The sequence below is a fragment of the uncultured Sphingomonas sp. genome, from assembly GCF_964237335.1.
GTDB lineage: Bacteria > Pseudomonadota > Alphaproteobacteria > Sphingomonadales > Sphingomonadaceae > Sphingomonas.
The window spans coordinates 72,847-95,795 of record NZ_CAXSHM010000001.1 but is presented as its reverse complement, the minus strand read 5'-3'; the positions used below and the strand labels follow the sequence as shown (position 1 = coordinate 95,795).

Here is a 22,949-nt window from a genome sequence, read left to right as displayed (position 1 = left end):
TCGCTGGCCTTTCGAAACTAGTCGATCAGAATGGGGCGGGAACGGCGTGGATCATCCGGAGCGCCGCAATGCGATCGCCGTCGAGCGCCAGTTGGATGGTCCAGACCATTGCGCCGCGCGGGTCAAAGGCATCGAGCTCCCAGGTCTCGCGCGGGGTGCCGGTGACGCCGGCGAGATCGACGGGACTCAGCAGCGGTGTCACTATGTATCGACCGACCGCGAACGTGCGGTCAAGCGGCAGAGCCGAGAGAAGGGCGCTACGTTCCGCTCCGTCTGGAGTCCTGAAGATCAATGGGACGGTGCCGCCGTCGCCGATCGACACGGTGGCATCGACGTGATTCGGGTGAGCAGCCGCGGCAGCGAGCAGGCGCATGATCGTGAAGGCGCGCGGACGATCGGACGCGTCAACGCCGAAGAACGTGGCAACCGGCGCCTCGCAATCGCCGTCGGCGGACGCCAATCGGTAGCGGCTGGGCTCGGTGATCAGCACACGCGCCGCACCGATCGCGGAGCCGGTGACGTGCCAGCTCCGCTTGACGCAGAAACCGGACGCGCGATCGAGTGTCGCCGCCGCGATCAGCCTGACGTCGAGCGGCGGGACATACGGAGGTGGCGGGACCGGCGCCGCCATTCGGTTAGGCCATCCGACGTCGACGATCGCCGGATGGCCGGGCGCGAGCAACGCGTCGGCGAGCGCGGCTGGGGTCATCGCCTCCGCCTCTGCCTGCGTCAAAGGCGCGGCATCACCACGCAATGCGACCGACGCGCCGGCGAGGAGAAGGGCAAGGCCCGCTACGAGCATCTTACCCTCCCCCTTACTCACGCCCCGAAGGTGCGCTGCCACCAGCCGCGACGGGGGGGCTCCGACGACTCGGGATCGCCGTCCGTCTCCGACGCCTCCGCCTGGACGGGAGCATCGGCATCTTGTGGCGCGGCCGCCGGTTCGGCCGAGACGATCGCCTCGTCCTCCGCCGGGACCGCGCCGTCGACCTGCGCGGTCTCGGTCAGCGCCGGGATCGCGGGCGCGCTCTCGTCCGCGTCCACCGCCGGCACGTCGGCCTTGCGCCGCGACCGGCGCCGGGGCGTAGGCTCGGCAGCCGTTGCTGTCTCCGGCTCCGGCGCCGCGTCTGCTATTGTCTCAGCCACCGGCTCGCCGACAGGCTCGGCCGTTGCCGGTACGTCGGCGGCCTTGCGGCGACCCCGACGCGGCTTGGGCGGCGCTTCCTCGGCGACCGGCTCGGCCGGCGCCGATCCCACCGCCGCGTCCGCCGCGCGAGCCCGCGGACGGCGGCGGCCGCGTGGCGCCTCCGCCGCCGGTTCGGCCACGACGGCCTCGACCGGGCTATCGGACGCATTACCCTCGGTCGCGAGATCGGACGTCGGCTCGTCCCCATCATAGGACGCGACGACCGCCTCCGCTTCGGCCTCCGACACGTCGGCAGTCAGTTGCGGGTCGACGATGCTGTCCGCGCCCGGCTCGGCCTCACCCTCCGTGCCGACGCCGACCGCGCCGTCCTCGCGCGGGCCGCGACGACCCCGGCGACCGCGCCGTCCGCGACGGCGCCGGCCTTCGCCGGCATCCTCGTCGAGCGGTGGCTCGCCGACGAATGCGCCGGCTTCAGACAGCTCGTCGCTCGCCGGCGCGTCGCCGCCGACCTCGAGGACGTCGGACGCATCCTCCTCATCGACCTCCGACTCCGCGTCGGTCGCATCGACCGCGGCATCGCCCTCGCCCGGGCGATTGCGCCGGCCGCGACGGCGACGACGGCGCCCGCGTCCGCCGCGCTCCTCGCCCTCCGCACGGTCCGCGCCGCGCTCCGGACGCTCGGCGCGCTCGGGCCGCTCCTCGACCTGCTCGACCTCCTCGACCTCGTCCTCCTCGATCTCCGGCTCGTCGACGTAATCGTCCTCGACCTCCTCGATCGGCCGGTCGAAGCGCGGCGGATGCGCGGGCGGCGGCCCGCTCGCCTCGACCGCCATGCGCGCGCCCTCGCGCTCGCCGTCGGGCAGGATCTCGACCATCACGCCATAGGCCTGCTCGATCTCGGCGATGTCGGCGCGCTTCTTGTTGAGCACGTACACCGCCGCTTCCTGGCTGGCGTGCAGCGTCAGGCACGATCCGCGCCCGCGCGCCGCCTCGTCCTCGATCAGCCGCAGCGCGGAGAGGCCCGCCGACGACGCCGTGCGGACGAGCCCCGTGCCCTCGCAATGCGGACAGCCGCGGGTGGAGGCCTCCAGCACGCCGGTGCGCAGCCGCTGCCGGCTCATCTCCATGAGGCCGAACGACGAGATGCGACCGACCTGGATGCGCGCGCGATCGTTGCGCAACGCTTCCTTCATCGCCTTCTCGACCTTCCGGACGTTGGAGTTGTTGTCCATGTCGATGAAGTCGATGACGACGAGCCCGGCCATGTCGCGCAGCCGCAACTGGCGCGCGATCTCCGCCGCCGCTTCCAGGTTGGTCGCGGTCGCGGTCTGCTCGATATTGTGCTCGCGCGTCGAGCGGCCGGAGTTGATGTCGATCGATACCAGCGCCTCGGTCGGGTTGATGACGAGGTAGCCGCCCGACTTCAACTGCACCACCGGGTGGTACATCGCCGACAGTTGCTCCTCGACGTGGCTGCGCTGGAACAACGGGATCGGATCGCTGTAATGCTTCACGCGGCGCGCGTGGGCGGGCATCAGCAGCCGCATGAAGTCGCGCGCCTGGCGATAGCCCTCCGTGCCCTCGACGATCACCTCGTCGATGTCCTTGTTATAGATGTCGCGGATCGCGCGCTTGATGAGGTCCGAATCGCCATAGACCAATGCGGGGGCGGCAGACTTGAGCGTGTTCTCGCGGATCTCGTCCCACAGCCGGGCGAGATAGTCGAAGTCGCGCTTGATCTCGGTGCGCGTGCGCTGCAGCCCGGCGGTGCGCACGATGCAGCCCATCGAGGCGGGCAGCGACAGGTCCGACATGATCGTCTTCAGCCGCCGGCGATCGGCGGCGTTGCTGATTTTGCGGCTGATCCCGCCGCCGTGCGACGTGTTGGGCATCAGCACGCAATAACGGCCCGCGAGCGACAGATAGGTGGTGAGCGCCGCGCCCTTGTTGCCGCGCTCTTCCTTCACGACCTGGACCAGCAGCACCTGGCGACGGTGGATCACGTCCTGAATCTTGTAGCGGCGGCGCAGGTTCATCCGCCGCTGGCGCAGCGCCTCGACCTGATCGTCGTTGCCGTTGCCGCGCAGCGCCTTCGCGGGCGCATCGACGGCGCCGTCGTCCTCGTCGTCCGCCGCCGCATCGACCTCCGGGTCGTCGAACCGGTCGTCCTCGTCGTCGGCCGGGCCGCCGTCGTCGTCATCGTCCTGCTCGGCGCGCAGCGCGGCCTCCTCCGCGGCGTGCTCCGCTTCCTCGCGCAGCAGCGCCTCGCGGTCCTCGCGCGGGATCTGGTAATAGTCGGGGTGGATCTCGGAAAAGGCGAGGAAGCCGTGGCGGTTGCCGCCGTAATCGACAAACGCCGCCTGCAGCGACGGCTCGACCCGGATCACCTTGGCGAGATAGATGTTGCCCTTGAGCTGTTTGCGCTCGGCGGACTCGAAATCCAGTTCCTCGATGCGGTTACCGGTGACGACCGCGACTCGGGTCTCTTCCCGGTGGCGTGCGTCGATCAACATACGCGTGGTCATGAAAACGTCTCCACGCGCCCGGGCCGCCTGGGGGCAGGACGACTGCCGATGGGGCCGGGGCGCGATGATGGATGAAATGGGGATGGACGGAATGGGAATGGCTTGATGCCGGACCGGTGTCCGCCAAGCGAAGGACTGCCTTCGCCCGCGCGCGCCGCCGGGGCGTGGTGCCTCCGGCCGGACCCGCGACGACGCTGCCGCCGGCGAAAGCCGGGCGGATCAGCGGACGGGGGCGTTGCGACATGCGGACGTCAACCTGGAATCGCCGAAACCGGAACGAAACCGGGTGGGCGGTGTTACCGGAACTGAAGCGCACACCCCAAGGGGCGGCTCCGCCGGTTGCGCTCTAGCTAGCATCGTACCGACCAGGCTTCAACTCCCGCCGACACGGCAGGATATTGCCGGTGCTTGCCGGCAGAAAACTGCCGAACGGCCGGTTAACCCCATCCCGCAATCGCGTCTTGAGCCCGCGCCGGTAGCCAGGGTCGCGAGAAAAGGGATTGGTGCTCATGGATTTGCGCTGGACGAGGATCGGCGTTGCGCGGCATGCGCTGCGGGTGGTCGTGCCGATTGGCCTGATGCTTGCCGCCTCCCTGGGCGTGCCCGCCGGGGCGGCGACCGTCACCGGCGTCACCGTCGATGCGCGCGCGATCACGATCCGCTTCGACGATGCGGTCTCCGCCGCATCCTGCGCACTGCTGCCACGGCCGGATCGCATCGCCGTCGATGTGTCGGGCCTCGATGCGGGAGCAGCACCGGCGGTGGCCGGTCTTGCATCCGAAATGAGCGAGACGGCCGGACCGGACGGGACGACCCGGCTCGTCTTCCAGCTCGCACGACCGCAGGAAGTGACCGACGGCCAATTCGAGCGGGGCGGCCGCACCCTCGTCCTGTCGCTCCGGCCGGTGGACCAGGCGGGCTTCGCCGCCGCGGCCGCGACCAGCCACCTCGATTTCTTCCCGTTCAGCTTCGGCAACCACCCCCACCCGCTGCCCCGCGCCCGCGCCGTCGCGACCATCCCGGCGGTGGCGACGAGCATCAAGCTGCCGCGCGTGCAGGGGGATGAAAGCCGGCCGCTGGTGGTGATCGACGCCGGCCACGGCGGCTTCGACCCGGGCGCCATCTCGGCGGAGACGGGGCTGCGCGAGAAGGACGTGACGCTGAAGATCGCGCAGGCGATCCGTGACGAGCTGCTCCGCTCGGGCCGGGTGCGCGTGGCGCTGACCCGCGACGACGACCGCTACCTCGTCCTGCGCGAGCGGTTCGGCATCGCGCGCCGGCTGCACGCGGACCTGTTCATCTCGATCCATTGCGACAGCGTGGGGGCAGGGGAGGCATCGGGCGCGTCCGTCTACACGCTGTCGGAGATCGCGTCCGACAAGGAGGCCGCGCGGCTGGCGCTGCGCGAGAACAAGGCGGACGTGATCTCGGGCGTCAACCTGGACGACGCGCCCGCCGACGTGTCGTCGATCCTGATCGACCTGACCCAGCGCGAGACGATGAACAGCTCCGCCGAGTTTGCGAAGCTGCTCGGCCGCGAGGGGCACGACCTGGTGCCGATGAAGCCCAACTTCCACCGCATGGCCTCGCTGATGGTGTTGAAGGCACCCGACATGCCGTCGATCCTGTTCGAGACCGGCTACATCTCCAACCCGCGCGATGCGGCCTTCCTCGACAGCGACGAGGGCCGCGAGCGCATCGCCCAGAGCATCCGCCGCGCGGTGGAGGTCCATTTCGCCCGCCGGATCGCGATGAAGTGATCGCCGGCGTTTCCGGGCCGGGTTCTTCCTGACCGGCGCCGAGCCCGCGCTTTCCTCGGGGCGCGAACCTGCTAGACGCGCGATCAGACCATGGCATCGCGTTCTTCCGACCCCGCTCTCCCGCCGCCGCAGGAGCGATCCTCCGCCGGCGGTTTCCGCCCCGCGTGGAGCCGCTGGTGGGTAAAGGTGCTGGCGCTCCTCGCGCTGCTTGCCGCCGCGGGGTACGGCATCCTGTGGGCGACGGTGATCCGCCAGTTGCCGTCGGTTGACGCGCTGCGGACCTACGAGCCGCCATTGCCTACCAACGTCCGCGGCGGCGACGGGACGCCGATCTATTCCTATGCGCGCGAGCGGCGGGTCGAGCTGTCGTACGCCGAATATCCGCCGCTGCTCGTGCGCGCGTTCCTGGCCGCGGAGGACAAGAACTTCTTCAGCCACCACGGCCTCGATTACGGCGGCCTCGCGCGTGCCGCATGGCAGGGCGCGGTCCACGGGTCGACGCCGCGCGGCACCTCCACGATCACGCAACAGGTGGTGAAGAACCTGCTGGTGGGCAATCAGGCGAGCTATTCGCGCAAGCTGAAGGAGGCGATCCTTGCCTACAAGATCGAGAACTCGCTGACGAAGCCGCAGATCCTGGAGCTCTACCTCAACCAGATCGCGCTCGGGCGGAATTCGTTCGGGGTCGAGGCAGCGAGCCACGCCTATTTCGACAAGGAACTGCCCGAGCTCGACATCGCGCAATTCGCCTATCTTGCGATCCTGCCCAAGGGGCCGTCCAACTACGACCCGTTCCGCCACACCGCGCGCGCGTTGGAGCGGCGGCATTACGTGCTGACGGAGATGCTGCTGAACGGCTTCATCACCCAGCCGCAATATGCCCAGGCGGACGCCGAGCCGATCGGCGCGATCCTGCGCCAGACGCCCAAGTTCGAGAAGATCGGCGGCTATTTCGTCGAAGAAGTGCGCCGCCAGCTGATCGACCGGTTCGGCGAAACGGAGCGCGACGGGCCGTACAGCGTCTATTCGGGCGGGCTGTGGGTGCGCACCTCGCTCGATCCCGCGCTCCAGCAGGACGCGGAGACGGCGCTGCGCGACGGCCTATTGCGCTACGATCGCGGGCGCGGCTGGAACGGCCCGCTGCACCATGTCGACATCGACGGCGACAACTGGTTGCAGGCGATGCTGAACGCCAACATCAGCATCAACTATTCCGACTGGCGCGCCGCCATCGTGATCGCGCGCGACGGCGAGGCGTGGCGGATCGGCTTCCCGGACGGCTCCACCGGCCGCCTGCCGAGCTATGGTGCGTCGATGCCGGTACGCGGGCAGGGCCAGGCGGCGTTCAACGCGATCAAGGTGGGGGACGTGCTGGCGGTGGCGCCTGCGGGCGACGAGTGGTCGCTGCGCGGCATCCCCAGGATCTCGGGCGGCTTCGTCGTCGAACAGCCGCAGACGGGCCGCGTGCTCGCGATGCAGGGCGGCTTCGAGGCCAGCGTCCAGGCGTTCAACCGCGCCACCCAGGCGGAGCGCCAGCCCGGCTCCGCGATCAAGCCGATCGTCTATTCGGCGGCGCTCGAGAACGGGATGACGCCCGCCTCGATCATCGTCGACGGGCCCTATTGCGTCTATCAGGGCGCGCGGCTCGGCCAGAAATGCTTCAAGAACTTCGGTGGCGAGGGGAGCGCGGGGCCGCACACGATGCGCTGGGGCATCGAGCAGTCGCGCAACCAGATGACGGTGCGCGCCGCCGCGCAAACGGGGATGCCGCACGTCGTCCAGCTCATCAAGGATATGAACATCGGCGACTATAAGCCGTATCTCGCCTATTCGCTGGGCGCGGGCGAGACGACGGTGAGCCGGATGGTCAACGCCTATGCGGTGCTCGCCAACCAGGGGCGCTGGCACGACCCGTCGCTGATCGACTTCGCGCAGGACCGGCACGGCAAGGTCGTCTGGCCCGAGAACTGGCGGCCGTGCGATGGGTGCAATGCGCCCGACTGGAACGCCAATGACGGCAGGGGCGGCGCGATGCCCCGCCCGGTCCCGCGCGGGCGGCAGGTGGTCGACGCGATGACCGCCTATCAGATGGTGCACATCACCGAGGGCGTGATCCAGCGTGGGACCGCGGTGACGTTGCGCGATCTCGACCGGCCGATATTCGGAAAGACGGGCACCAACACGGGTCCCACGGACGTATGGTTCATCGGCGGCACGCCGCAGATGATCGGCGGCCTCTACATCGGCTATGACACGCCGCGCAGCCTGGGCGGCGCCGCCCAGGGCGGCACGATCGCCGCGCCGATCTTCAAGCAGTTCGCGCTCAAGGCCTATGACGGGATGGAGAAGCTTCCGTTCCGCGCGCCCGAGGGCATCCGCATGGTGCGGATCGATCGCGGATCGGGCCGACCGGTCTATGGCACCTGGCCCGACACCGCCGATCCCAAGGCGGCGGTGATCTGGGAGGCGTTCAAGCCGGAAAGCGAACCCCGCCGCATCGCCCGCCGCACATCGGCCACGCCGACCGCTCAGGGAGCGCGCCCGACCGGCCGGCCCAAGCCCGCCGACAGCGAGTTCCTGCAGAGCCAGGGTGGCATCTACTAGGCCGGGGCGACAAGCTGAACGCCGTCTCGTGTCGCAAGCGAGCTGACGTGACCTCCGTCCACGTGAAATACCCTGGACGTCATCCATGCGATAAGCACGCTGTCATCTGCCATTACGCAACGCTTTCCAGCAGGCTCCACAGAACCTCAGTGTGGACAACGGGGATGCCGACGTCTTTGGGCCAGAAGGCGCCGCTATAGCCGGCAATGAAATGCCCGGTCAGCGGGCGGCCGAGTTCGTCGTGGCGATCCAGCATTGGAGCGATCGGATTGTCCGGAGCCGGCGCGGACACGATCTTCCCATCACGGAAGATGCCGGCCTCGCATTCATGGCTGAAAATGGTGCCGCGTGGGTCCAGCCCATCGGCGATCACCATCAGGTCGCGGGCCGAGACCTCCAGATCTACGTCCATCCATAGGCACATCAGCGGCGGCGGGCGCCATCGTCGAAACGTGTCCGCGAAAAAGCCCTTGTGGAAACTGACGCACTCGACGGCACCAAAGCGCGTGACGTGATCGCGCACCTCATCGAGGCTGCCGGCGTAATCTCCTGCCGTGTAGCCGGAACCGGGAGCGGGAGGCAGTCCCTCGAACGAATCGAAGATGTGCATTCTCAAACCCAGCTGCGCGCAGGCAAAGCTGAGCATCGCCGAGCTATAGCCCTTGAAGCAGCCGAACTCGGCGAACTCGCCAGCCACACCCCATGATCGAAGCACGTAAAGCTGATGGATGATGGCGAACAACTCGCGCACCGAGTTCGGTTTGCAATGGAAATCAGCCGCACCGGGCCTGGAAGAACGGTTGGTGGCCGGGAAGTGCCGCTCGACGAAACGGCAATGCGCCCAGGTCGCCGCCAGATAGCGCGTGTAGCTGGCAAAAGCGGGCAGCGCGTTGATGCCCGGGGTGCGAACGATCTGCGCGAGCCGCCTGGCAAACCTTGCCTGCCCCGCCATCGCGCCGAGATCTTCGCAATCTTCAGGCCAGACCGCGGCGATCGCATCGATCACCGGCTTGGGAAACGGCCCGGAAATGCCACTGTCCCCGGCCTCGCCCAGTCTGCGCTCCAGATCATCGCCAGCGGCGCGGAGGGTCGCGATGGTCGCGCTCGGTAGCCAACGCGAGCCATAGCGCGCGACGATCCGCAACTCACCCAAGCTTTGGGATGCCAGCGCCCCGACCGGAAGGTCGAGGGCGAAACCACTTGTCGTGGCCGCAGTTCGCTCGGGAAGAAAATGGGCGACGTCCAGGCGGGGCATCTGCGGGCGGCCGCGTGCGAGGCAGCGACCGTCCAGCCACACCTCCATCACCAGCGGGCCACGCCCAAGCGCCCATCCCACGACACGCGTGCCCGTCAGTGCGTCGACGTGTCCGCGTGGCGTCATATATTCATGAAATTGGCGCACGACCGGAAGGCGCGTCCACTTCATGAAGCCGGACCTCGCTCAGATTGCGACGCGCTTCTTGAACAGGCGAAAGTCATCGTTGTTTCAACCTACACGACTGGCGTTGCCACCAATGCGACAGAAAACAAGAAACGCTTCACATCTTGGCACTTGGCATAGACGATCCGAACAAAAGCAACACTTGCTCGCGCATCGCCATGACCCGAACGCCACATCACTCTTGATCTACTAGTGAGCAAAGGACGGCAACGGTGATGCCTCCATCAAATCGGCCGCCACCGCATAGCTAACAGGCTCCGCCATCGACGCGCGGGCAGGTAAACGAGCGTGGGAAACAGGACGTGGACGTGCAGCCGCGTCGTCGCGAGCCGCCAGGGCGTGGCCCCCACTTCGCATCCAGCGACGACTGGAGTCCGCGGCGCTTCGGACTCGTGGCGGTTCGAACAGCCGTCATCCCCGCCAACGTGGGGACCCGGCTCCAGCGCTTTGCGCCGAGCGCAGTGGTGGTCTATGTCGACACGACAGGAGATGGGTCCCCGCGTCCGCGGGGATGACGTCAGATCAGAGGAACACCGATGCGCGCCGAAGCGCAGGCCCATGTCAGTTCGATCAACGACGCGCTGGCATTGCTCCGCCGGTTCCTCGACTGGGACCGTGCGCTCCGCCGGCTCGACGAGCTGAACGCGCGCGTCGAGGACCAGGCGCTGTGGAACAATCCCAAGGCGGCGCAGGACGTGATGCGCGAGCGTCGCCGGCTTGACGAGGCGATCACCGCGACCCGCGCGATCCAGAGCGAGCTCGACGGCACGGTCGAGCTCATCGATCTCGCCGAGGCGGAAGGCGACACCGAACTCGAGGTCGAGGCGGTCGCCAGCCTGGCCGAGCTCGCGCGCCGTGCCGATACCGACAAGGTGAAGGCACTGCTGGCGGGCGAGGCGGACGCCAACGACAGCTATGTCGAGATCAACGCCGGCGCCGGCGGCACCGAGAGCCAGGACTGGGCCGAGATGCTGCAGCGCATGTACACGCGCTGGGCCGAGCGGCACGGCATGAAGGTCGAGCTGGTCGACTATCACGCCGGCGAGCAGGCGGGGATCAAGTCCGCGACGCTGCTGCTGAAGGGCGAGAACGCATACGGCTATGCCAAGACCGAGTCGGGCGTGCATCGGCTGGTGCGGATCAGCCCGTATGATTCGGCGGCGCGGCGGCACACCAGTTTCTCGTCCGTATGGGTCTATCCGGTGATCGACGACGACATCGACGTCGAGGTCAACGACGCCGACCTGCGCATCGACACCTATCGCGCATCGGGCGCTGGCGGCCAGCACATCAACACGACCGACTCGGCCGTGCGCATCACGCACCTGCCCACCGGTATCGTCGTCCAGTGCCAGAACCAGCGATCGCAGCACAAGAACAAGGCCGAGGCGTTCAACCAATTGCGCGCGCGGCTGTACGAGCGCGAGCTGGCGGAGCGCGAGGCGGTGGCGAACGCGGAGAACGCGACCAAGACCGACATAGGCTGGGGCCACCAGATCCGCTCCTACGTGCTCCAGCCGTATCAGTTGGTGAAGGACCTGCGCACGGGCGTCACGTCGACGTCGCCGGGCGACGTGCTCGACGGCGACCTCGATCCGTTCATGGCGGCGGCGCTGTCGCAGCGGGTGACGGGCGACGTCGCCGAAGTGGAGGACGTGGATTGACGATCGCGGGGGGCAGGCTCCGGGGGGGGCTGGCGGCGATGGCGCTGCTCGGGTCGACCTCCGGGTTGACGATGGTGGCGGCGTGCGACGGCACCAAGCCGCTGATCCGCCACGATGGCAAGGAGCCGGGCCCGTTCCCCACCCCGGACCGCCCGGTGGCGCCGATCGTGTCGCCGCGCTGGTCGACCGAGGAGGATCGCGACCGCAAGAACGAGGCCGGCGAGGTGATGGCCAAGGCCGGCATCGCCAAGGGCATGACGGTCGCGGACATCGGCGCGGGCGAGGGCTATTACACCATCCGCCTCGCCGCCCGCGTCGGCAAGGACGGTCGCGTGCTGGCCGAGGACATCATCCCCGCGGTGCGCGACACGCTGGCCGACCGGGTGGCGCGCCAGCGGCTCGACAACGTCTCCGTCCGGCTGGGCGGCGCCTCCGATCCCAAACTGCCCGACGACAGCTTCGACCGCGTGCTGATGGTCCATATGTACCACGAGATCGAGCAGCCCTACGAGTTCCTGTGGCGGCTGCGCCCCAGCCTCGACCGCACCGGCGAGGTGATCGTCGTCGACGCCGACCGGCCGACGCAATTCCACGGCACGCCGCCCGCGCTGCTGAAGTGCGAGTTCGCGGCGGTCGGCTACCAGCTCGTGCAGATGACGGACATGCCGTCGGCAGGCGGCTATCTGGCGGCGTTCAAGGCGGTGGGGCCGCGGCCGGACCCGGCGACTATCCACGCCTGCCGGTCGCCGAAGGGTTGACTGGCGGGACCGACAGATGCCGGGTATCGACGTGCGCCCCCGCCGTTCAGGCTGAGCTTGTCGAAGCCCTGCCCTTTTTCTCGAAGAAGGACAGCCCCCTTCGGCGAAGCTCAGGACAGGCTTCGACAAGCTCAGGGTGAACGGGTTGGAAATGAAGCGAAGGCCGTCATGCGCCAGTATCTCGATCTCCTCGACCGCATCCTGACTGCCGGCGCCGAGCAGCCGGACCGCACCGGCACCGGCACCTTGTCCGTGTTCGGCGCGCAGATGCGGTTCGATCTGCGCCAGGGCTTCCCGCTGCTGACCACCAAGAAGCTGCACCTGAAATCGATCGTGCTGGAACTGCTGTGGTTCCTGAACGGCGACACCAACGTGCGCTGGCTGCAGGAGCGCGGCGTCAGCATCTGGGACGAGTGGGCGGACGCGGAGGGTGACTTGGGCCCCGTCTATGGCCGGCAATGGCGCGACTGGCGGACGGCGGACGGCGGCCATATCGACCAGATCGCCGCGCTGGTGGAGCAGATCCGCCGCGAGCCGCACTCGCGCCGCCAGATCGTCACCGCCTGGAACCCCGGCGATCTGCCCGCGATGGCGCTGGCGCCGTGCCACTGCCTGTTCCAGACGCATGTCGCGAACGGGCGACTGTCGCTGCAACTGTACCAACGCTCGGCGGACGTGTTCCTGGGCGTGCCGTTCAACATCGCGAGCTATGCGCTGCTGACGCATCTGCTGGCCGACCAGTGCGGCTTGGCAGTGGGGGATTTCGTGTGGACGGGCGGCGACTGCCACCTGTACCTCAACCACCTCGACCAGGCGCGGCTGCAACTGACGCGGGTCCCCGGAGCCTTGCCGCGGCTGGAGATCACCCGCACCGCGCCGTCGGTCGACGGTTACGCACCGGAGGACTTCATATTCCACGACTATTCCCCCCAACCCGCGATCCGCGCGCCGGTGGCGGTATGATCCGCGCCGCCGCGCTCTTCGCGCTGCTGGTCGCGCCCGCGGTGGCGTCGGCGCAGAGCCTCGTCATACACCAGGTGCGCCCTTCCGCGATCGACCCGGGCGTAAAGGCGTTCGACGATCCCAGCATCGCGCTAGTCGAACGGAGCGTCGCGCCGGACGCGCCGCTGGTGCTGTTCTTCACCGGCACCGGCGGCAAGCCCGCGAACACGACGACGATCCTGTCGGTAATCGCGGGCCAGGGGTATCGCACGCTCGGCCTCTCCTATGACGACACGCCCGCCGTGGTGCAGGTGTGTCCGCGGGACCCGGACCCGGCCTGCGCGGCGCATTTCCGCGAGATGCGGCTGACGGGCACGGGGCCGGGAGCGCCAGGGATAAGGAACCCGCTCGCCGAGGCGATCGTGCCCCGGCTGGTCGCCGCGCTTCGGGCGCTGGATACCGCGGCGCCCAGGGAAGGCTGGGGGCAGTATGTGGATGCCGACGGCGCGGTGCGCTGGGATCGGATCATCGTGTCCGGCCTGTCGCAGGGCGCCGGCATGGCGGCGTTCATCGCCAAGCAGCACCTCGTCCGCCGCGTCGTCCTGTTCTCCAGCCCCTGGGAGTTCACCGGGCGCGATCGGCACCCGGCGCCCTGGATCGCCGGCCCGAGCGCGACGCCGACGACGCGCTGGTTCGCGGAATGTAACGCACGCGAAAATACGGTGCCGCTGATCCGGGCCGCTTATGCGGCGCTTGCCCTGCTGCCTGCGAACGTCCGCGTCTTCACCCTCGATCTGCCGGCGGGCGTCCATGAGGGGCCGAACAACCCGAACCCGTACCACGGCATCACGATCCGCGATCCGCGCTACGCCGACCAATGGCGCGCGATGTTCGGGCGGGCGGGCGATCCCCCTCCTGCTGATCCGACACCGTGATAACGCTGGTGCTGGCTCGCGCGGCCAACGGCGTGATCGGGCGTGACGGCGGGCTGCCGTGGCATCTGCCCGCCGACCTCCGCCGCTTCAAGGCGCTGACGCTCGGGCGGCCGATGGTGATGGGGCGCAGGACGTTCGAGAGCTTTCCCGCTCCGCTGCCCGGACGGCGGCACATCGTGCTGACCCGCGATCCGGCCTGGACCGCGACTGGCGCGGAGGTCGCGCGCTCGCCCGACGAAGCGCTGGCGCTGGCCGGCGACGACGTGTCGGTGATCGGCGGCGCGGCGGTGTTCGCAGCGTTTCTTCCGCTCGCGACCCGCGTGGATCTGACGGAGGTCCATGCCGAGCCCACAGGCGACACGATCGTGCCCCCCTTTACCGGCTGGCGCGAGACGGCGCGGGAGGATCATGCCGCCGAGGGAGCGCGCCCGGCCTACAGCTTCGTGACGCTGGAACGGTGAGCGGGGCTTTGCGGTCCGGGTTCCGCGCCCTATAGCCTCGCGCCATGCAACGGCTGGACGGCGGCTCGGCGGTTCCGCCGCACCTTGCGGGCGGCATCGTCGCGCTCGGCAATTTCGACGGGTTCCATCTGGGCCACCAGGCGGTGGTCGCCCGCGCGGTCGCGATCGCGCGGGCCGAGCGCCGGCCGGCGCTGGTGGCGACGTTCGACCCGCATCCGCGCGCCTTCTTCCGGCCCGACACGCCGCCGTTCCGGCTGACGACGATCGAGCAGCGGCTCGCGCTGTTCGCGGCGGCGGGGGTGGACGCGGCGGTGGTGTTCCATTTCGACGAGCAGCTCGCCGCGTTGACGGCGGAGGCGTTCGTCGCCGAGCGGCTGGTCCGCAACCTGGGCGTCGCGGGCGTGGTGACGGGGGAGGACTTCACCTTCGGCCGCGCCAAGGGGGGCACCGTCGGCGTGCTGGCGGAACTCGGCCGGATCGGCGGTTTCGCGACGGAGGCGATGGCACCGGTCGAACTGGACGGCGGCCCCGTCTCGTCCAGCCGTATCCGCGACGCGTTGCGCGAGGGGCGGACGGCGGAGGCCACGCGGCTGCTGACGCGGCCGTTCGCGATCGCGGGCGAGGTCATCCACGGCGACAAGGTAGGCCGCACGATCGGCTATCCGACCGCCAACGTCGCGATGGGCGACTATCTGCGCCCGGCCTACGGCATCTATGCGGTGCGCGGGCGGCTGGAGGATGGGCGCGTGCTGCAGGGCGCGGCGAACCTCGGCATCCGGCCGCAGTTCACCCCGCCCAAGGAGTTGCTGGAGCCGCATTTCTTCGACTTCGCGGGCGATCTTTACGGGCAGCGGATCGAGGTGGAGCTGGTGGAGTATCTGCGGCCTGAGGCGAAGTTCGACGGGCTGAAGGCGCTGATGACGCAGATGGACGCCGACTGCGCGCGGGCTCGGGCGGTGCTCGCCAGCCTTGATTGAACCCGTCACCCCAGCGAAAGCTGGGGTCTCGTTGGGAGCGGCGCGTTCCTGGCGAGAGATCCCAGCTTTCGCTGGGATGACGGAAATGCTTGGTGGGAAAGCGCGTTTTGCGTTGCCGCCGCGCCTTCGCTACAGCGCAGACACTCATGGCCGACGCTCCCGACACCCCCGCCTCGACGACGCGCGATTACCGCGACACCGTCTTTCTGCCGAAGACCGACTTCCCGATGAAGGCCGGCCTTGCCGCCAAGGAGCCGGCGATCCTGGAGCGCTGGGCCAGACTGGGCCTCTACGATCGCCTGCGCGAGCAGCGCGCCGGGCGCGAGCGGTTCATCCTCCACGACGGCCCGCCCTACGCGAACGGCAACATCCATCTCGGCCACTCGATGCAGAAGGTCCTCAAGGACTTCGTGGTCCGCAGCCAGACGCTGCTGGGCAAGGACGCGCCGTTCGTCCCCGGCTGGGATTGCCATGGCCTGCCGATCGAGTGGAAGGTCGAAGAGTCGTATCGGGCGAAGAAGCAGAGCAAGGACGAGGTGCCGGTCGACCAGTTCCGCGCCGAATGCCGCGCCTATGCCGCCAAGTGGGTCGACGTGCAGCGCGCGGAGTTCCAGCGGCTGGGCGTGATGGGCGACTGGGCCGACCCGTATCTGACGATGAGCCACGAGGCGGAGGCCGCGATCGTCGGCGAGCTGCTCAAGTTCGCGCAAGGCGGCCAGCTGTATCGCGGCGCGAAGCCGGTGATGTGGTCCCCCGTCGAGCGCACCGCGCTCGCGGAGGCGGAGGTCGAGTATGAGGACATCGTCTCGACGCAGATCGACGTGGCGTTCGAGATCGTGGAAGCGCCCAACGCACCCGAACTGGTCGGCGCGCACGCGGTGATCTGGACGACGACGCCGTGGACGATCCCGGTGAACCAGGCTTTGGCTTATGGGCCCGAGATCACCTACGTATTGGTCGAGATAGATGGAAGGCGGCTTTTGCTCGCCAGAGGCGATGAAGGATTTGCGCCAGTCGGCCCAGCGCTCTTCCGATGGCTCGGTAATGATGTGGAAGGTGTGACGCAGGCCATTCAGGCCGCAGCAGATCGCGGTGGTGCAATGCAGTTCCACGGGTCGGCGTTAAGCGGCGCCTTTGTCCGTCACCCGATGCACCATCTGGACGGCTTCTTCGCCAAGCCCCGCCCCATGCTGCCCGGCGATTTCGTCACCACCGACGCCGGCACCGGGCTCGTTCACATGGCGCCTGACCATGGCGAGGACGATTTCGAGCTGTGCAAGGCGCACGGCATCGATCCCGTCTTCGCGGTCGACGGCGCGGGGATGTATCGTGCCGACTGGGCGTGGCTGGGCGGGCAGGGGTCGGTCATCGCCAAGAAGTTCGTCAGCGCCGACGGCCCGATCTGTTCGGACCTGCGTGCGGCCGGCGCGCTGCTCGCCGCATCCGACGACTATGCGCACAGCTATCCGCATTCGTGGCGCAGCAAGGCGAAGGTGATCTTCCGGGCGACCCCGCAATGGTTCATCGGGATGGACCGCCCACAACCGTCCGTCACCCTAGCGAACGCTGGGGTCGCTGCGGGGCAGGGACCGTCCGCTCACGACGAGACCCCAGCGTTCGCTGGGGTGACGGACGAAGCTGGGGTAACGCAAAGTGCGGAAGGCAACGGCGCCACCCTCCGCGACATTGCGCTTGCCGCCATCGCCGACACCCGCTGGGTCCCCGCGCGCGCCGAGAACCGCATCCGCTCGATGGTGGAGGGCCGCCCCGACTGGGTGATCTCCCGCCAGCGCGCATGGGGCGTGCCGATCGCGCTGTACGTGAACCGGCGCACCGGCGCGTACCTGAACGACCCGGCGGTCAACGCCCGCATCGTCGCGGCCTTCCGCACCGCCGGCGCGGATGCGTGGTTCGTTGCGGATCATCAGGCGCTGCTCGGGCCCGACCACGAGCTGTCGGACTACGAGGTCGTCACCGACATCCTCGACGTCTGGTTCGATTCGGGCTGCACCTATGTCTTCACGCTGGAGGCGCGTTATGGCGAAGGCACGCGCGCGAACCTGTACCTCGAAGGCTCCGACCAGCATCGCGGCTGGTTCCAGTCGTCGCTGCTCGAAAGCTGCGGCACGCGCGGGCGGGCGCCGTACGAGGCGGTGCTGACGCACGGCTTCGCGCTCGACGGGCAGGGGCGCAAGATGAGCAAATCGCTCGGCAACGTCGTCGATCCGTTGAAGGTGATCGGCGAGTCGGGCGCGGACATCCTGCGCATCTGGGTCGCCTCCACCGATTATTTCGACGACGTGCGGATCGGGAAGGAGGTGCTGGCGGGCGCGTCCGACACCTATCGCAAGTTGCGCAACACCTATCGCTACCTGCTCGGCGCGCTCGACGGGTTCACGGAGGCGGAGCGGGTCGCGCCCGCCGACATGCCGGAGCTGGAGCGCTACGTGCTCCATCGGCTGGCGGCGCTGGACGCGGAGCTGCGCGCGGCGGCGCTGGCGTACGAGTTCAACCGCTACCTGCGGGCGCTGACGGACTTCGCCGCGGACGACCTGTCGGCGTTCTTCTTCGATGTTCGTAAGGACTCGCTCTATTGCGACGCGCCCGGCGACCTCAAGCGACGCGCGTACCGGACGGTGCTCGACACGCTGTTCCACGCGCTCGTCCGCTATGCCGCGCCGGTGATCCCCTTCACCGCGGAGGAAGTGTGGCAGGCGCGCTTCCCGAGCGAAGAGGGCTCCGTCCACTTCCTCGAATGGCCCGAGTTGCTGCCGCTCGCCGATACCGACGGGGTCATCGATCGCTGGGACGCGGTGCGTCACCAGCGGGTCCAAGTGACGGAGGCGATCGAGCCGCTGCGCCGCGCCAAGGCGATCCGCTCCAGCCTGGAGGCGGAGGTGAGCGTGCCCGCGATGCTGCTGCCCGAGGGCGAGGCCGCCGAGACGTTCATCGTCGCGCGCGTGGTGCCGGGCGGCGAGGTGACGGTCAGCCGTACGGCGTACCACAAATGCGGCCGCTGCTGGCGTCATCTGCCCGAGGTGATCGAGGACGCAACCCTGTGCGATCGCTGCGAAACGGTCGTCGGCAAGGTGGCCGCATGAGCCGCATCCCCCGCCTCGGCCTGCTCGCGCTGGTGCTGGTGTTCGCGGCCGATCAACTCGTCAAATGGCTCGTCACCGGACCGCTCGACATCGCGATGCTGGGCGACGTGAAGACGTTGCTGCCGGTCTTCGATCTGCGCTTCATCCCCAATATCGGGGTCTCGCTGGGGCTTCTGAACGCGACCTCGACCACCGCCCACTGGATGCTCGTCGCGTTGACCGGCGTGATCGCGATCGGCGTGCTGGTGTGGATGTGGCGCGAGCGGGCGCGGGTCGACCAGGCGGCGCTCGGCTGCGTCGCGGGCGGGGCGCTCGGCAACATCCTCGATCGCGTGCGGCTGGGCTATGTGACGGACTATGCCGACCTGCATTTCGGCGAGTGGCGGCCGTTTCTGGTCTTCAATCTCGCCGACGCGGCGATTACGGTGGGCGTTCTGGTACTTCTGGTGCGGGCGCTCCTTATGCGCGACAAGCGCCCCACAGCGGAGAAAGTTAATGCGTAAGCTCGGGTTGGCGGCGGGGATCGTCGCGGCGACGTTGGTGAGCGGCTGCGGCCATCGCGGGTTCAGTCGTACACGGTCGGGGCCGGATGAGCTGGCGGTCGTGCGCCAGCAGCCGCTGGTGATCCCGCCCGATTTCGCGCTCCAGCCTCCCCAGCCGGGCGCGGCGGCGACCGGCAGCAATAACGCGAGCGCGCAGGCGCTCGACGCGCTGTTCGGCGGCGCCGCGGCGCGGTCGGCGGGCGAGCGCGGTGTGGTGGACACGGCGGGCGGCGACCAGGCCGATCCTGGCATCCGCTCGGGCGCGGGCGATCCGGGCACCACGGTGGTCGACAAGGCCTCGACGACGCGCGACATCGTCGCGGCGCCGGAGGGCAATGGCCGGGACGCGGGCGCCACCGCGAAGTGACTTCCGCAAGGCGCCTTGGCTGATGGCGTATGACACAGCCGGGCTGCCGAGCCGCGAGCAGATCCTCGACTTCATCGCGACGTCCGACGTGCCGGCCGGCAAGCGCGAGATCGCGCGCGCCTTCGGCCTCCACGCACAGCAGAAGATCGCGCTCAAGGCGCTGCTGAACGACATGGCCGACGAGGGCCTGATCGATGGCGGTCCGGGAAGGGCCTTCCATGCGATGGGCGGGCTGCCCAAGGTGACGGTGCTGCGCGTCGCGGACGTGGACGACGGCGGCACCGTATGGGCGGTGCCCGAGCGGTGGGAAGCGGAGGGCGTGCCGATCCCGCGGCTGCGCGTCCGGGAGCGCAAGCGGGGCGCGCTGGGCGTAGGCGACCGCGTGCTCGCGCGGACGGAAGAAGCGGGCGCTGGCTGGATAGCCCACCCGATGAAGGTTCTGCCCAAGGGCGAGGAGCTGATGCTCGGCGTCCTGCGCGCGGAGGGCGCGACCCTGTTCCTCCAGGGCGTCGACAAGAAGGACCGCCGCGACTGGCCGGTGTCGGACGCCGGCGGCGCGCAGGCGGGAGATCTGGTGCTGGCGGAGCGGGCCGGCCGTCCGCCGCGCATCACCGCGCGGGTGACGCAGGTGCTGGGCGATCCCTTCGCGCCGCGCAGTTTCTCGCTGATCGCGATCCACAAGCTCGGCATCCCCGACGTGTTCGCGCCCGAGGCGCTGGCGGAAGCGACGGAGGTGGCGAAACTCCCCCTAAATCCTCCCCGAGCTAGTCTCGGAGTTACGGGTCGGATCGTCCCCCGGACGATCCTTGATCGCGCGGGGCGCGATCAACCCGGAACTGGGGACCGCTCGCCGCAGGCGAGTGGTGGAGGGGCGGTGAACGCAAGGTCACCGGCTTCGCCGGCCCCTCCACCAGCTTCGCTGGTCCCCCTCCCCGAGCAAGCTCGGGGAGGATTAGACAGGGAAGACCTCACCCATCTGCCGATCGTCGCGATCGATCCCGCCGACGCGCGCGACCATGACGACGCCGTCTGGGCGGCGCCCGACGACGATCCCGGCAATCCCGGCGGCTGGCGCGCGATCGTCGCGATCGCGGACGTGTCCTTCTACGTCCGCCCCGGCTCCGCGCTCGACCGCGAGGCGCGGGCGCGGGGGAACAGCGTATATTTCCCCGACCGAGTCGTGCCGATGTTGCCTGAGCTGCTGTCGGCGGACGTCTGCTCGCTGAAGGAAGGCGAGGACCGAGCGGCGCTCGCCTGCCACCTGCGGATCGGCGCGAAGGGCGACCTGAAGGACTGGCGCTTCACCCGCGCGACCGTGCGGATCACCGCCAACATCGCGTACGAGGACGCGCAGGCGCTGGTGGACGCGCATGAGGCTTCCTCATCCGATACCCCGTCACCCCAGCGAAGGCTGGGGTCGCTGTCGAGAGAAGGGGAACCCTCGCAGAGCGATCCCAGCGTTCGCTGGGATGACGGTTTGGTGCTGGCCGCCCTCCTCCCGCTCTGGTCCTGCTGGCGCGCACTGCTCGCGGCGCGCGAGGCGCGCGAGCCGCTGGACCTCGACCTGCCCGAGCGCCGCGTCGTGCTGGACGAGAAGGGCCGCATCATGTCGGTCGCCCCCCGCGAGCGGCTCGACGCGCATCGGCTGATCGAGGATTACATGATCGCCGCCAACGTCGCCGCCGCCAAGGCGCTGGAGGGCAGACGCGCGCCCGTGATGTACCGCGTCCACGAGCCGCCGGCGCGGGAGAAACTGGCGGCGCTCAAGGACTATCTGGAGACGTTCGACGTGCCGCTGGCGCTCGGCCAGGTGATCCGCCCGGCGACGTTCAACCATGTGCTCGCGCGCGTGGGTGAGGCGGATTTCCGGCCGCAGGTGATGGAGCAGGTGCTGCGCACGCAGACCCAGGCCTATTACGCGCCCGCCAACCAAGGCCATTTCGGGCTGGCGCTGGGCAGCTACGCGCATTTCACCTCGCCAATCCGCCGTTATGCCGACCTGCTGGTGCATCGTTCGCTGGTCGCCGCCTACGACCTCGGCCCCGGCGGCCTGTCGTCGGGCGAGACCGAGGCGATGGAGGTGATCGGCGAGGCGCTCAGCCGCCTCGAACGCCGTGCGATGGAGGCGGAGCGCGACACGATCGACCGCTACGTCGCCGCCTTCCTCTCGGAGCGCGCGGGCGAGCTGGTCGAGGCGCGCGTGACGGGCGTCACCAATTTCGGCCTGTTCGCGACGGTGGAGGGGATTGGCGGCGACGGCCTGCTCGCCGTTCGCGATCTGGGGGGCGAGTATTTTCGCTTCGACGAGGGCATGCGCACGCTGACCGGCGAGCATAGCGGCGAGCAGTACACGCTCGGCCAGCGGCTGACGCTGCGGCTCGCGGAGGCGAACCCGGTATCGGGTGCGTTGCGGTTCGAGCTGCCCGAAGGGCGCGGCGGTGGGATGCCCGCGCGCGATCCGGCCAAACCCGGGAAGGGCCCGCGCGTGCTCCACCGCCGCGGGCGACCCGCCAACATCCGGCATCAGGGGAAGAAACGATGAGCGGCACGATCGCAGCCACGATGGCCGCCCGCGCGCGGCGGCGGATCGTCGACCATTTCACGAGCGCCGGCGCGACGGTGGCGGCCCACGCGATCCCCTTCGCCGCGCCGACGGGCCGCATCGAACGCCACATCTTCCGCCGCATGGTGTCGTTCGGCGCACTCCACGAGACGGCGCCCGGCACCTATTGGCTCGACACGAAGCGACTGGCGGACTTCCGCAAGGAGTCGCTGGCGCGGGTGCTAACCGCGGTGGCAGTGGCGGGCTTCGCCGCTGCGGGGGCGATCGCGTTCGGGGGGTGAGGAGTTAGGTCGAAAAAGGACATCTTCTTCGGATATGGAGTGGATACTCAATCTTGTTCTCATCCCAACCCACCGTTGCCGAGCGAGTGACGTCCGCTTGCGCCCAAACGCGGCTATTCAAGCTCCTCGTTGCGCTTCCTCATTGCGGACGTTTGTTCAGCGGCTACGATGGCCTGATGGACGATGTTGGCTTCATAGCGCTGGCCGAAAGCGCAATCGGCTTCGTTGACGAACGGTGGGGTCGCCCTTTCGCGTGGGCGCTGGCGGTTATAGCAGTTGTGCTGCCAATCGCACTCGTTGCCTTCCTGATCTTTCGATAACGGCAGCAACCGCCCAAACGCAGTCGCTTAGGCATCCGCCGATTCACCTGACATTCGTGGTTCATCTACCCACCTTGATCAGAAATTGCCTTCTGCTACGTCCGGAACGGAGGTTGATCGATGACGCTGACTAGGCGCACTTACTTCATGTTCTATGCCGCGCTGGCGCTGTTTTCCTTTGTGCATTTGATCGCGGGAGCTGTATTTCCGTCGTCTTACGACCGCGAGGCAACCAAGTCGCTCATCTTCGCAGCAATGGTCGTCACGCTTTATATTTCAAGGTCGGACAAGCCTTACTTAATAAGCTCTATGCCTCTTCGCGCGATCGGAGGATGCTCCATGCTACTGGCTTTGGCGGTCGTTGCAACGATTGTCGGTCGTCCGTCGTGACGAGCGCGGCTATGCAATATAGCTAAGCGGCCGAAAGTGATGGCGATCCCGTTTGTGATCGTCATAACCATAAGGTGATCGGACCGGTGCTTGATCGCCGCTACGAAAGCAGACGGACTGTTCACCACCAATGCCCGACGCTGCCTTACCCGCTTGCGATGTTGGAAAGTC

The 22,949-nt window shown here is 68.6% G+C and carries 17 protein-coding genes; 14 read left to right on the top strand and 3 right to left on the bottom strand.

Features of this window, described 5'->3' with window-relative positions; all coding sequences use genetic code 11:
• Window positions 1-25: 25 nt before the first annotated feature.
• The gene (locus tag ACFE65_RS00395; RefSeq protein WP_375380344.1) at window positions 26-682 is read right to left on the bottom strand and encodes a hypothetical protein; all 657 of its coding nucleotides are present in this window, start codon (window positions 680-682) and stop codon (window positions 26-28) included.
• Window positions 683-819: 137 nt separating this feature from the next.
• On the bottom strand, window positions 820-3,672 hold the full coding sequence (locus ACFE65_RS00390; RefSeq protein ID WP_375380343.1) for an Rne/Rng family ribonuclease: 2,853 nt from the start codon (window positions 3,670-3,672) through the stop codon (window positions 820-822).
• Between the two features lie 509 nt (window positions 3,673-4,181).
• Between ACFE65_RS00390 and ACFE65_RS00385 the strand changes: the two genes are divergently transcribed.
• Together ACFE65_RS00385 and ACFE65_RS00380 are read left to right on the top strand one after the other, a co-directional pair.
• Entirely contained in the window at window positions 4,182-5,432 is a 1,251-nt protein-coding gene (locus ACFE65_RS00385) for an N-acetylmuramoyl-L-alanine amidase (RefSeq protein ID WP_375380342.1), read from the top strand.
• A 90-nt stretch (window positions 5,433-5,522) separates the two neighbouring features.
• Complete coding sequence (locus ACFE65_RS00380) at window positions 5,523-8,036, top strand: penicillin-binding protein 1A (RefSeq protein WP_375380341.1); 2,514 nt, start codon at window positions 5,523-5,525, stop codon at window positions 8,034-8,036.
• 112 nt (window positions 8,037-8,148) lie between these two features.
• Here ACFE65_RS00380 and ACFE65_RS00375 read toward each other — a convergent pair whose 3' ends face one another.
• A complete protein-coding gene (locus ACFE65_RS00375) occupies window positions 8,149-9,462 on the bottom strand; it encodes a class I SAM-dependent methyltransferase (RefSeq protein ID WP_375380340.1) in 1,314 nt (437 codons plus the stop codon).
• A gap of 551 nt (window positions 9,463-10,013) precedes the next feature.
• Between ACFE65_RS00375 and prfB the strand changes: the two genes are divergently transcribed.
• From prfB to ACFE65_RS00315, 12 genes are all read left to right on the top strand, one after another.
• On the top strand, window positions 10,014-11,141 hold the full coding sequence (gene prfB / locus ACFE65_RS00370) for a peptide chain release factor 2 (RefSeq protein WP_375380339.1): 1,128 nt from the start codon (window positions 10,014-10,016) through the stop codon (window positions 11,139-11,141).
• Window positions 11,142-11,179: 38 nt separating this feature from the next.
• Window positions 11,180-11,899: a class I SAM-dependent methyltransferase gene (locus tag ACFE65_RS00365; RefSeq protein WP_375380529.1), complete on the top strand. Its 720-nt coding sequence runs from the start codon at window positions 11,180-11,182 to the stop codon at window positions 11,897-11,899.
• A 168-nt stretch (window positions 11,900-12,067) separates the two neighbouring features.
• Window positions 12,068-12,862 (top strand): thymidylate synthase, encoded by a 795-nt coding sequence (locus ACFE65_RS00360; RefSeq protein WP_375380338.1) that lies wholly within the window; start codon window positions 12,068-12,070, stop codon window positions 12,860-12,862.
• Entirely contained in the window at window positions 12,859-13,776 is a 918-nt protein-coding gene (locus ACFE65_RS00355) for a hypothetical protein (RefSeq protein WP_375380337.1), read from the top strand. Before ACFE65_RS00360 ends, ACFE65_RS00355 begins: the two co-directional genes overlap by 4 nt.
• Window positions 13,773-14,237 (top strand): dihydrofolate reductase, encoded by a 465-nt coding sequence (locus ACFE65_RS00350; RefSeq protein ID WP_375380336.1) that lies wholly within the window; start codon window positions 13,773-13,775, stop codon window positions 14,235-14,237. The genes ACFE65_RS00355 and ACFE65_RS00350 overlap by 4 nt, the downstream gene beginning before the upstream one ends.
• A gap of 44 nt (window positions 14,238-14,281) precedes the next feature.
• The gene (locus ACFE65_RS00345; protein WP_375380335.1) at window positions 14,282-15,214 is read left to right on the top strand and encodes a bifunctional riboflavin kinase/FAD synthetase; all 933 of its coding nucleotides are present in this window, start codon (window positions 14,282-14,284) and stop codon (window positions 15,212-15,214) included.
• Between the two features lie 146 nt (window positions 15,215-15,360).
• Window positions 15,361-18,315: an isoleucine--tRNA ligase gene (gene ileS, locus ACFE65_RS00340; RefSeq protein WP_375380334.1), complete on the top strand. Its 2,955-nt coding sequence runs from the start codon at window positions 15,361-15,363 to the stop codon at window positions 18,313-18,315.
• The gene (gene lspA, locus ACFE65_RS00335) at window positions 18,312-18,818 is read left to right on the top strand and encodes a signal peptidase II (RefSeq protein WP_375380333.1); all 507 of its coding nucleotides are present in this window, start codon (window positions 18,312-18,314) and stop codon (window positions 18,816-18,818) included. The genes ileS and lspA overlap by 4 nt, the downstream gene beginning before the upstream one ends.
• A complete protein-coding gene (locus tag ACFE65_RS00330; protein WP_375380332.1) occupies window positions 18,811-19,224 on the top strand; it encodes a DUF3035 domain-containing protein in 414 nt (137 codons plus the stop codon). The genes lspA and ACFE65_RS00330 overlap by 8 nt, the downstream gene beginning before the upstream one ends.
• A gap of 22 nt (window positions 19,225-19,246) precedes the next feature.
• A complete protein-coding gene (locus tag ACFE65_RS00325) occupies window positions 19,247-21,766 on the top strand; it encodes a ribonuclease R family protein (protein WP_375380331.1) in 2,520 nt (839 codons plus the stop codon).
• Window positions 21,763-22,068: a hypothetical protein gene (locus ACFE65_RS00320; protein WP_375380330.1), complete on the top strand. Its 306-nt coding sequence runs from the start codon at window positions 21,763-21,765 to the stop codon at window positions 22,066-22,068. The genes ACFE65_RS00325 and ACFE65_RS00320 overlap by 4 nt, the downstream gene beginning before the upstream one ends.
• A gap of 440 nt (window positions 22,069-22,508) precedes the next feature.
• Window positions 22,509-22,778: a hypothetical protein gene (locus ACFE65_RS00315; protein ID WP_375380329.1), complete on the top strand. Its 270-nt coding sequence runs from the start codon at window positions 22,509-22,511 to the stop codon at window positions 22,776-22,778.
• Window positions 22,779-22,949 lie beyond the last annotated feature (171 nt).

Coding starts and splice junctions, on each gene's coding strand:
- ACFE65_RS00390 (WP_375380343.1), bottom strand. CDS start 3,672: ATGACCACGCGTATGTTGATCGACGCACGCCACCGGGAAGAGACCCGA.
- ACFE65_RS00375 (WP_375380340.1), bottom strand. CDS start 9,462: ATGAAGTGGACGCGCCTTCCGGTCGTGCGCCAATTTCATGAATATATG.
- ACFE65_RS00330 (WP_375380332.1), top strand. CDS start 18,811: ATGCGTAAGCTCGGGTTGGCGGCGGGGATCGTCGCGGCGACGTTGGTG.
- ACFE65_RS00355 (WP_375380337.1), top strand. CDS start 12,859: ATGATCCGCGCCGCCGCGCTCTTCGCGCTGCTGGTCGCGCCCGCGGTG.
- ACFE65_RS00360 (WP_375380338.1), top strand. CDS start 12,068: ATGCGCCAGTATCTCGATCTCCTCGACCGCATCCTGACTGCCGGCGCC.
- ACFE65_RS00365 (WP_375380529.1), top strand. CDS start 11,180: ATGGCGCTGCTCGGGTCGACCTCCGGGTTGACGATGGTGGCGGCGTGC.
- ACFE65_RS00385 (WP_375380342.1), top strand. CDS start 4,182: ATGGATTTGCGCTGGACGAGGATCGGCGTTGCGCGGCATGCGCTGCGG.
- ACFE65_RS00345 (WP_375380335.1), top strand. CDS start 14,282: ATGCAACGGCTGGACGGCGGCTCGGCGGTTCCGCCGCACCTTGCGGGC.
- ACFE65_RS00325 (WP_375380331.1), top strand. CDS start 19,247: ATGGCGTATGACACAGCCGGGCTGCCGAGCCGCGAGCAGATCCTCGAC.
- ACFE65_RS00320 (WP_375380330.1), top strand. CDS start 21,763: ATGAGCGGCACGATCGCAGCCACGATGGCCGCCCGCGCGCGGCGGCGG.
- ileS (WP_375380334.1), top strand. CDS start 15,361: ATGGCCGACGCTCCCGACACCCCCGCCTCGACGACGCGCGATTACCGC.
- ACFE65_RS00315 (WP_375380329.1), top strand. CDS start 22,509: ATGACGCTGACTAGGCGCACTTACTTCATGTTCTATGCCGCGCTGGCG.
- lspA (WP_375380333.1), top strand. CDS start 18,312: ATGAGCCGCATCCCCCGCCTCGGCCTGCTCGCGCTGGTGCTGGTGTTC.
- prfB (WP_375380339.1), top strand. CDS start 10,014: ATGCGCGCCGAAGCGCAGGCCCATGTCAGTTCGATCAACGACGCGCTG.
- ACFE65_RS00380 (WP_375380341.1), top strand. CDS start 5,523: ATGGCATCGCGTTCTTCCGACCCCGCTCTCCCGCCGCCGCAGGAGCGA.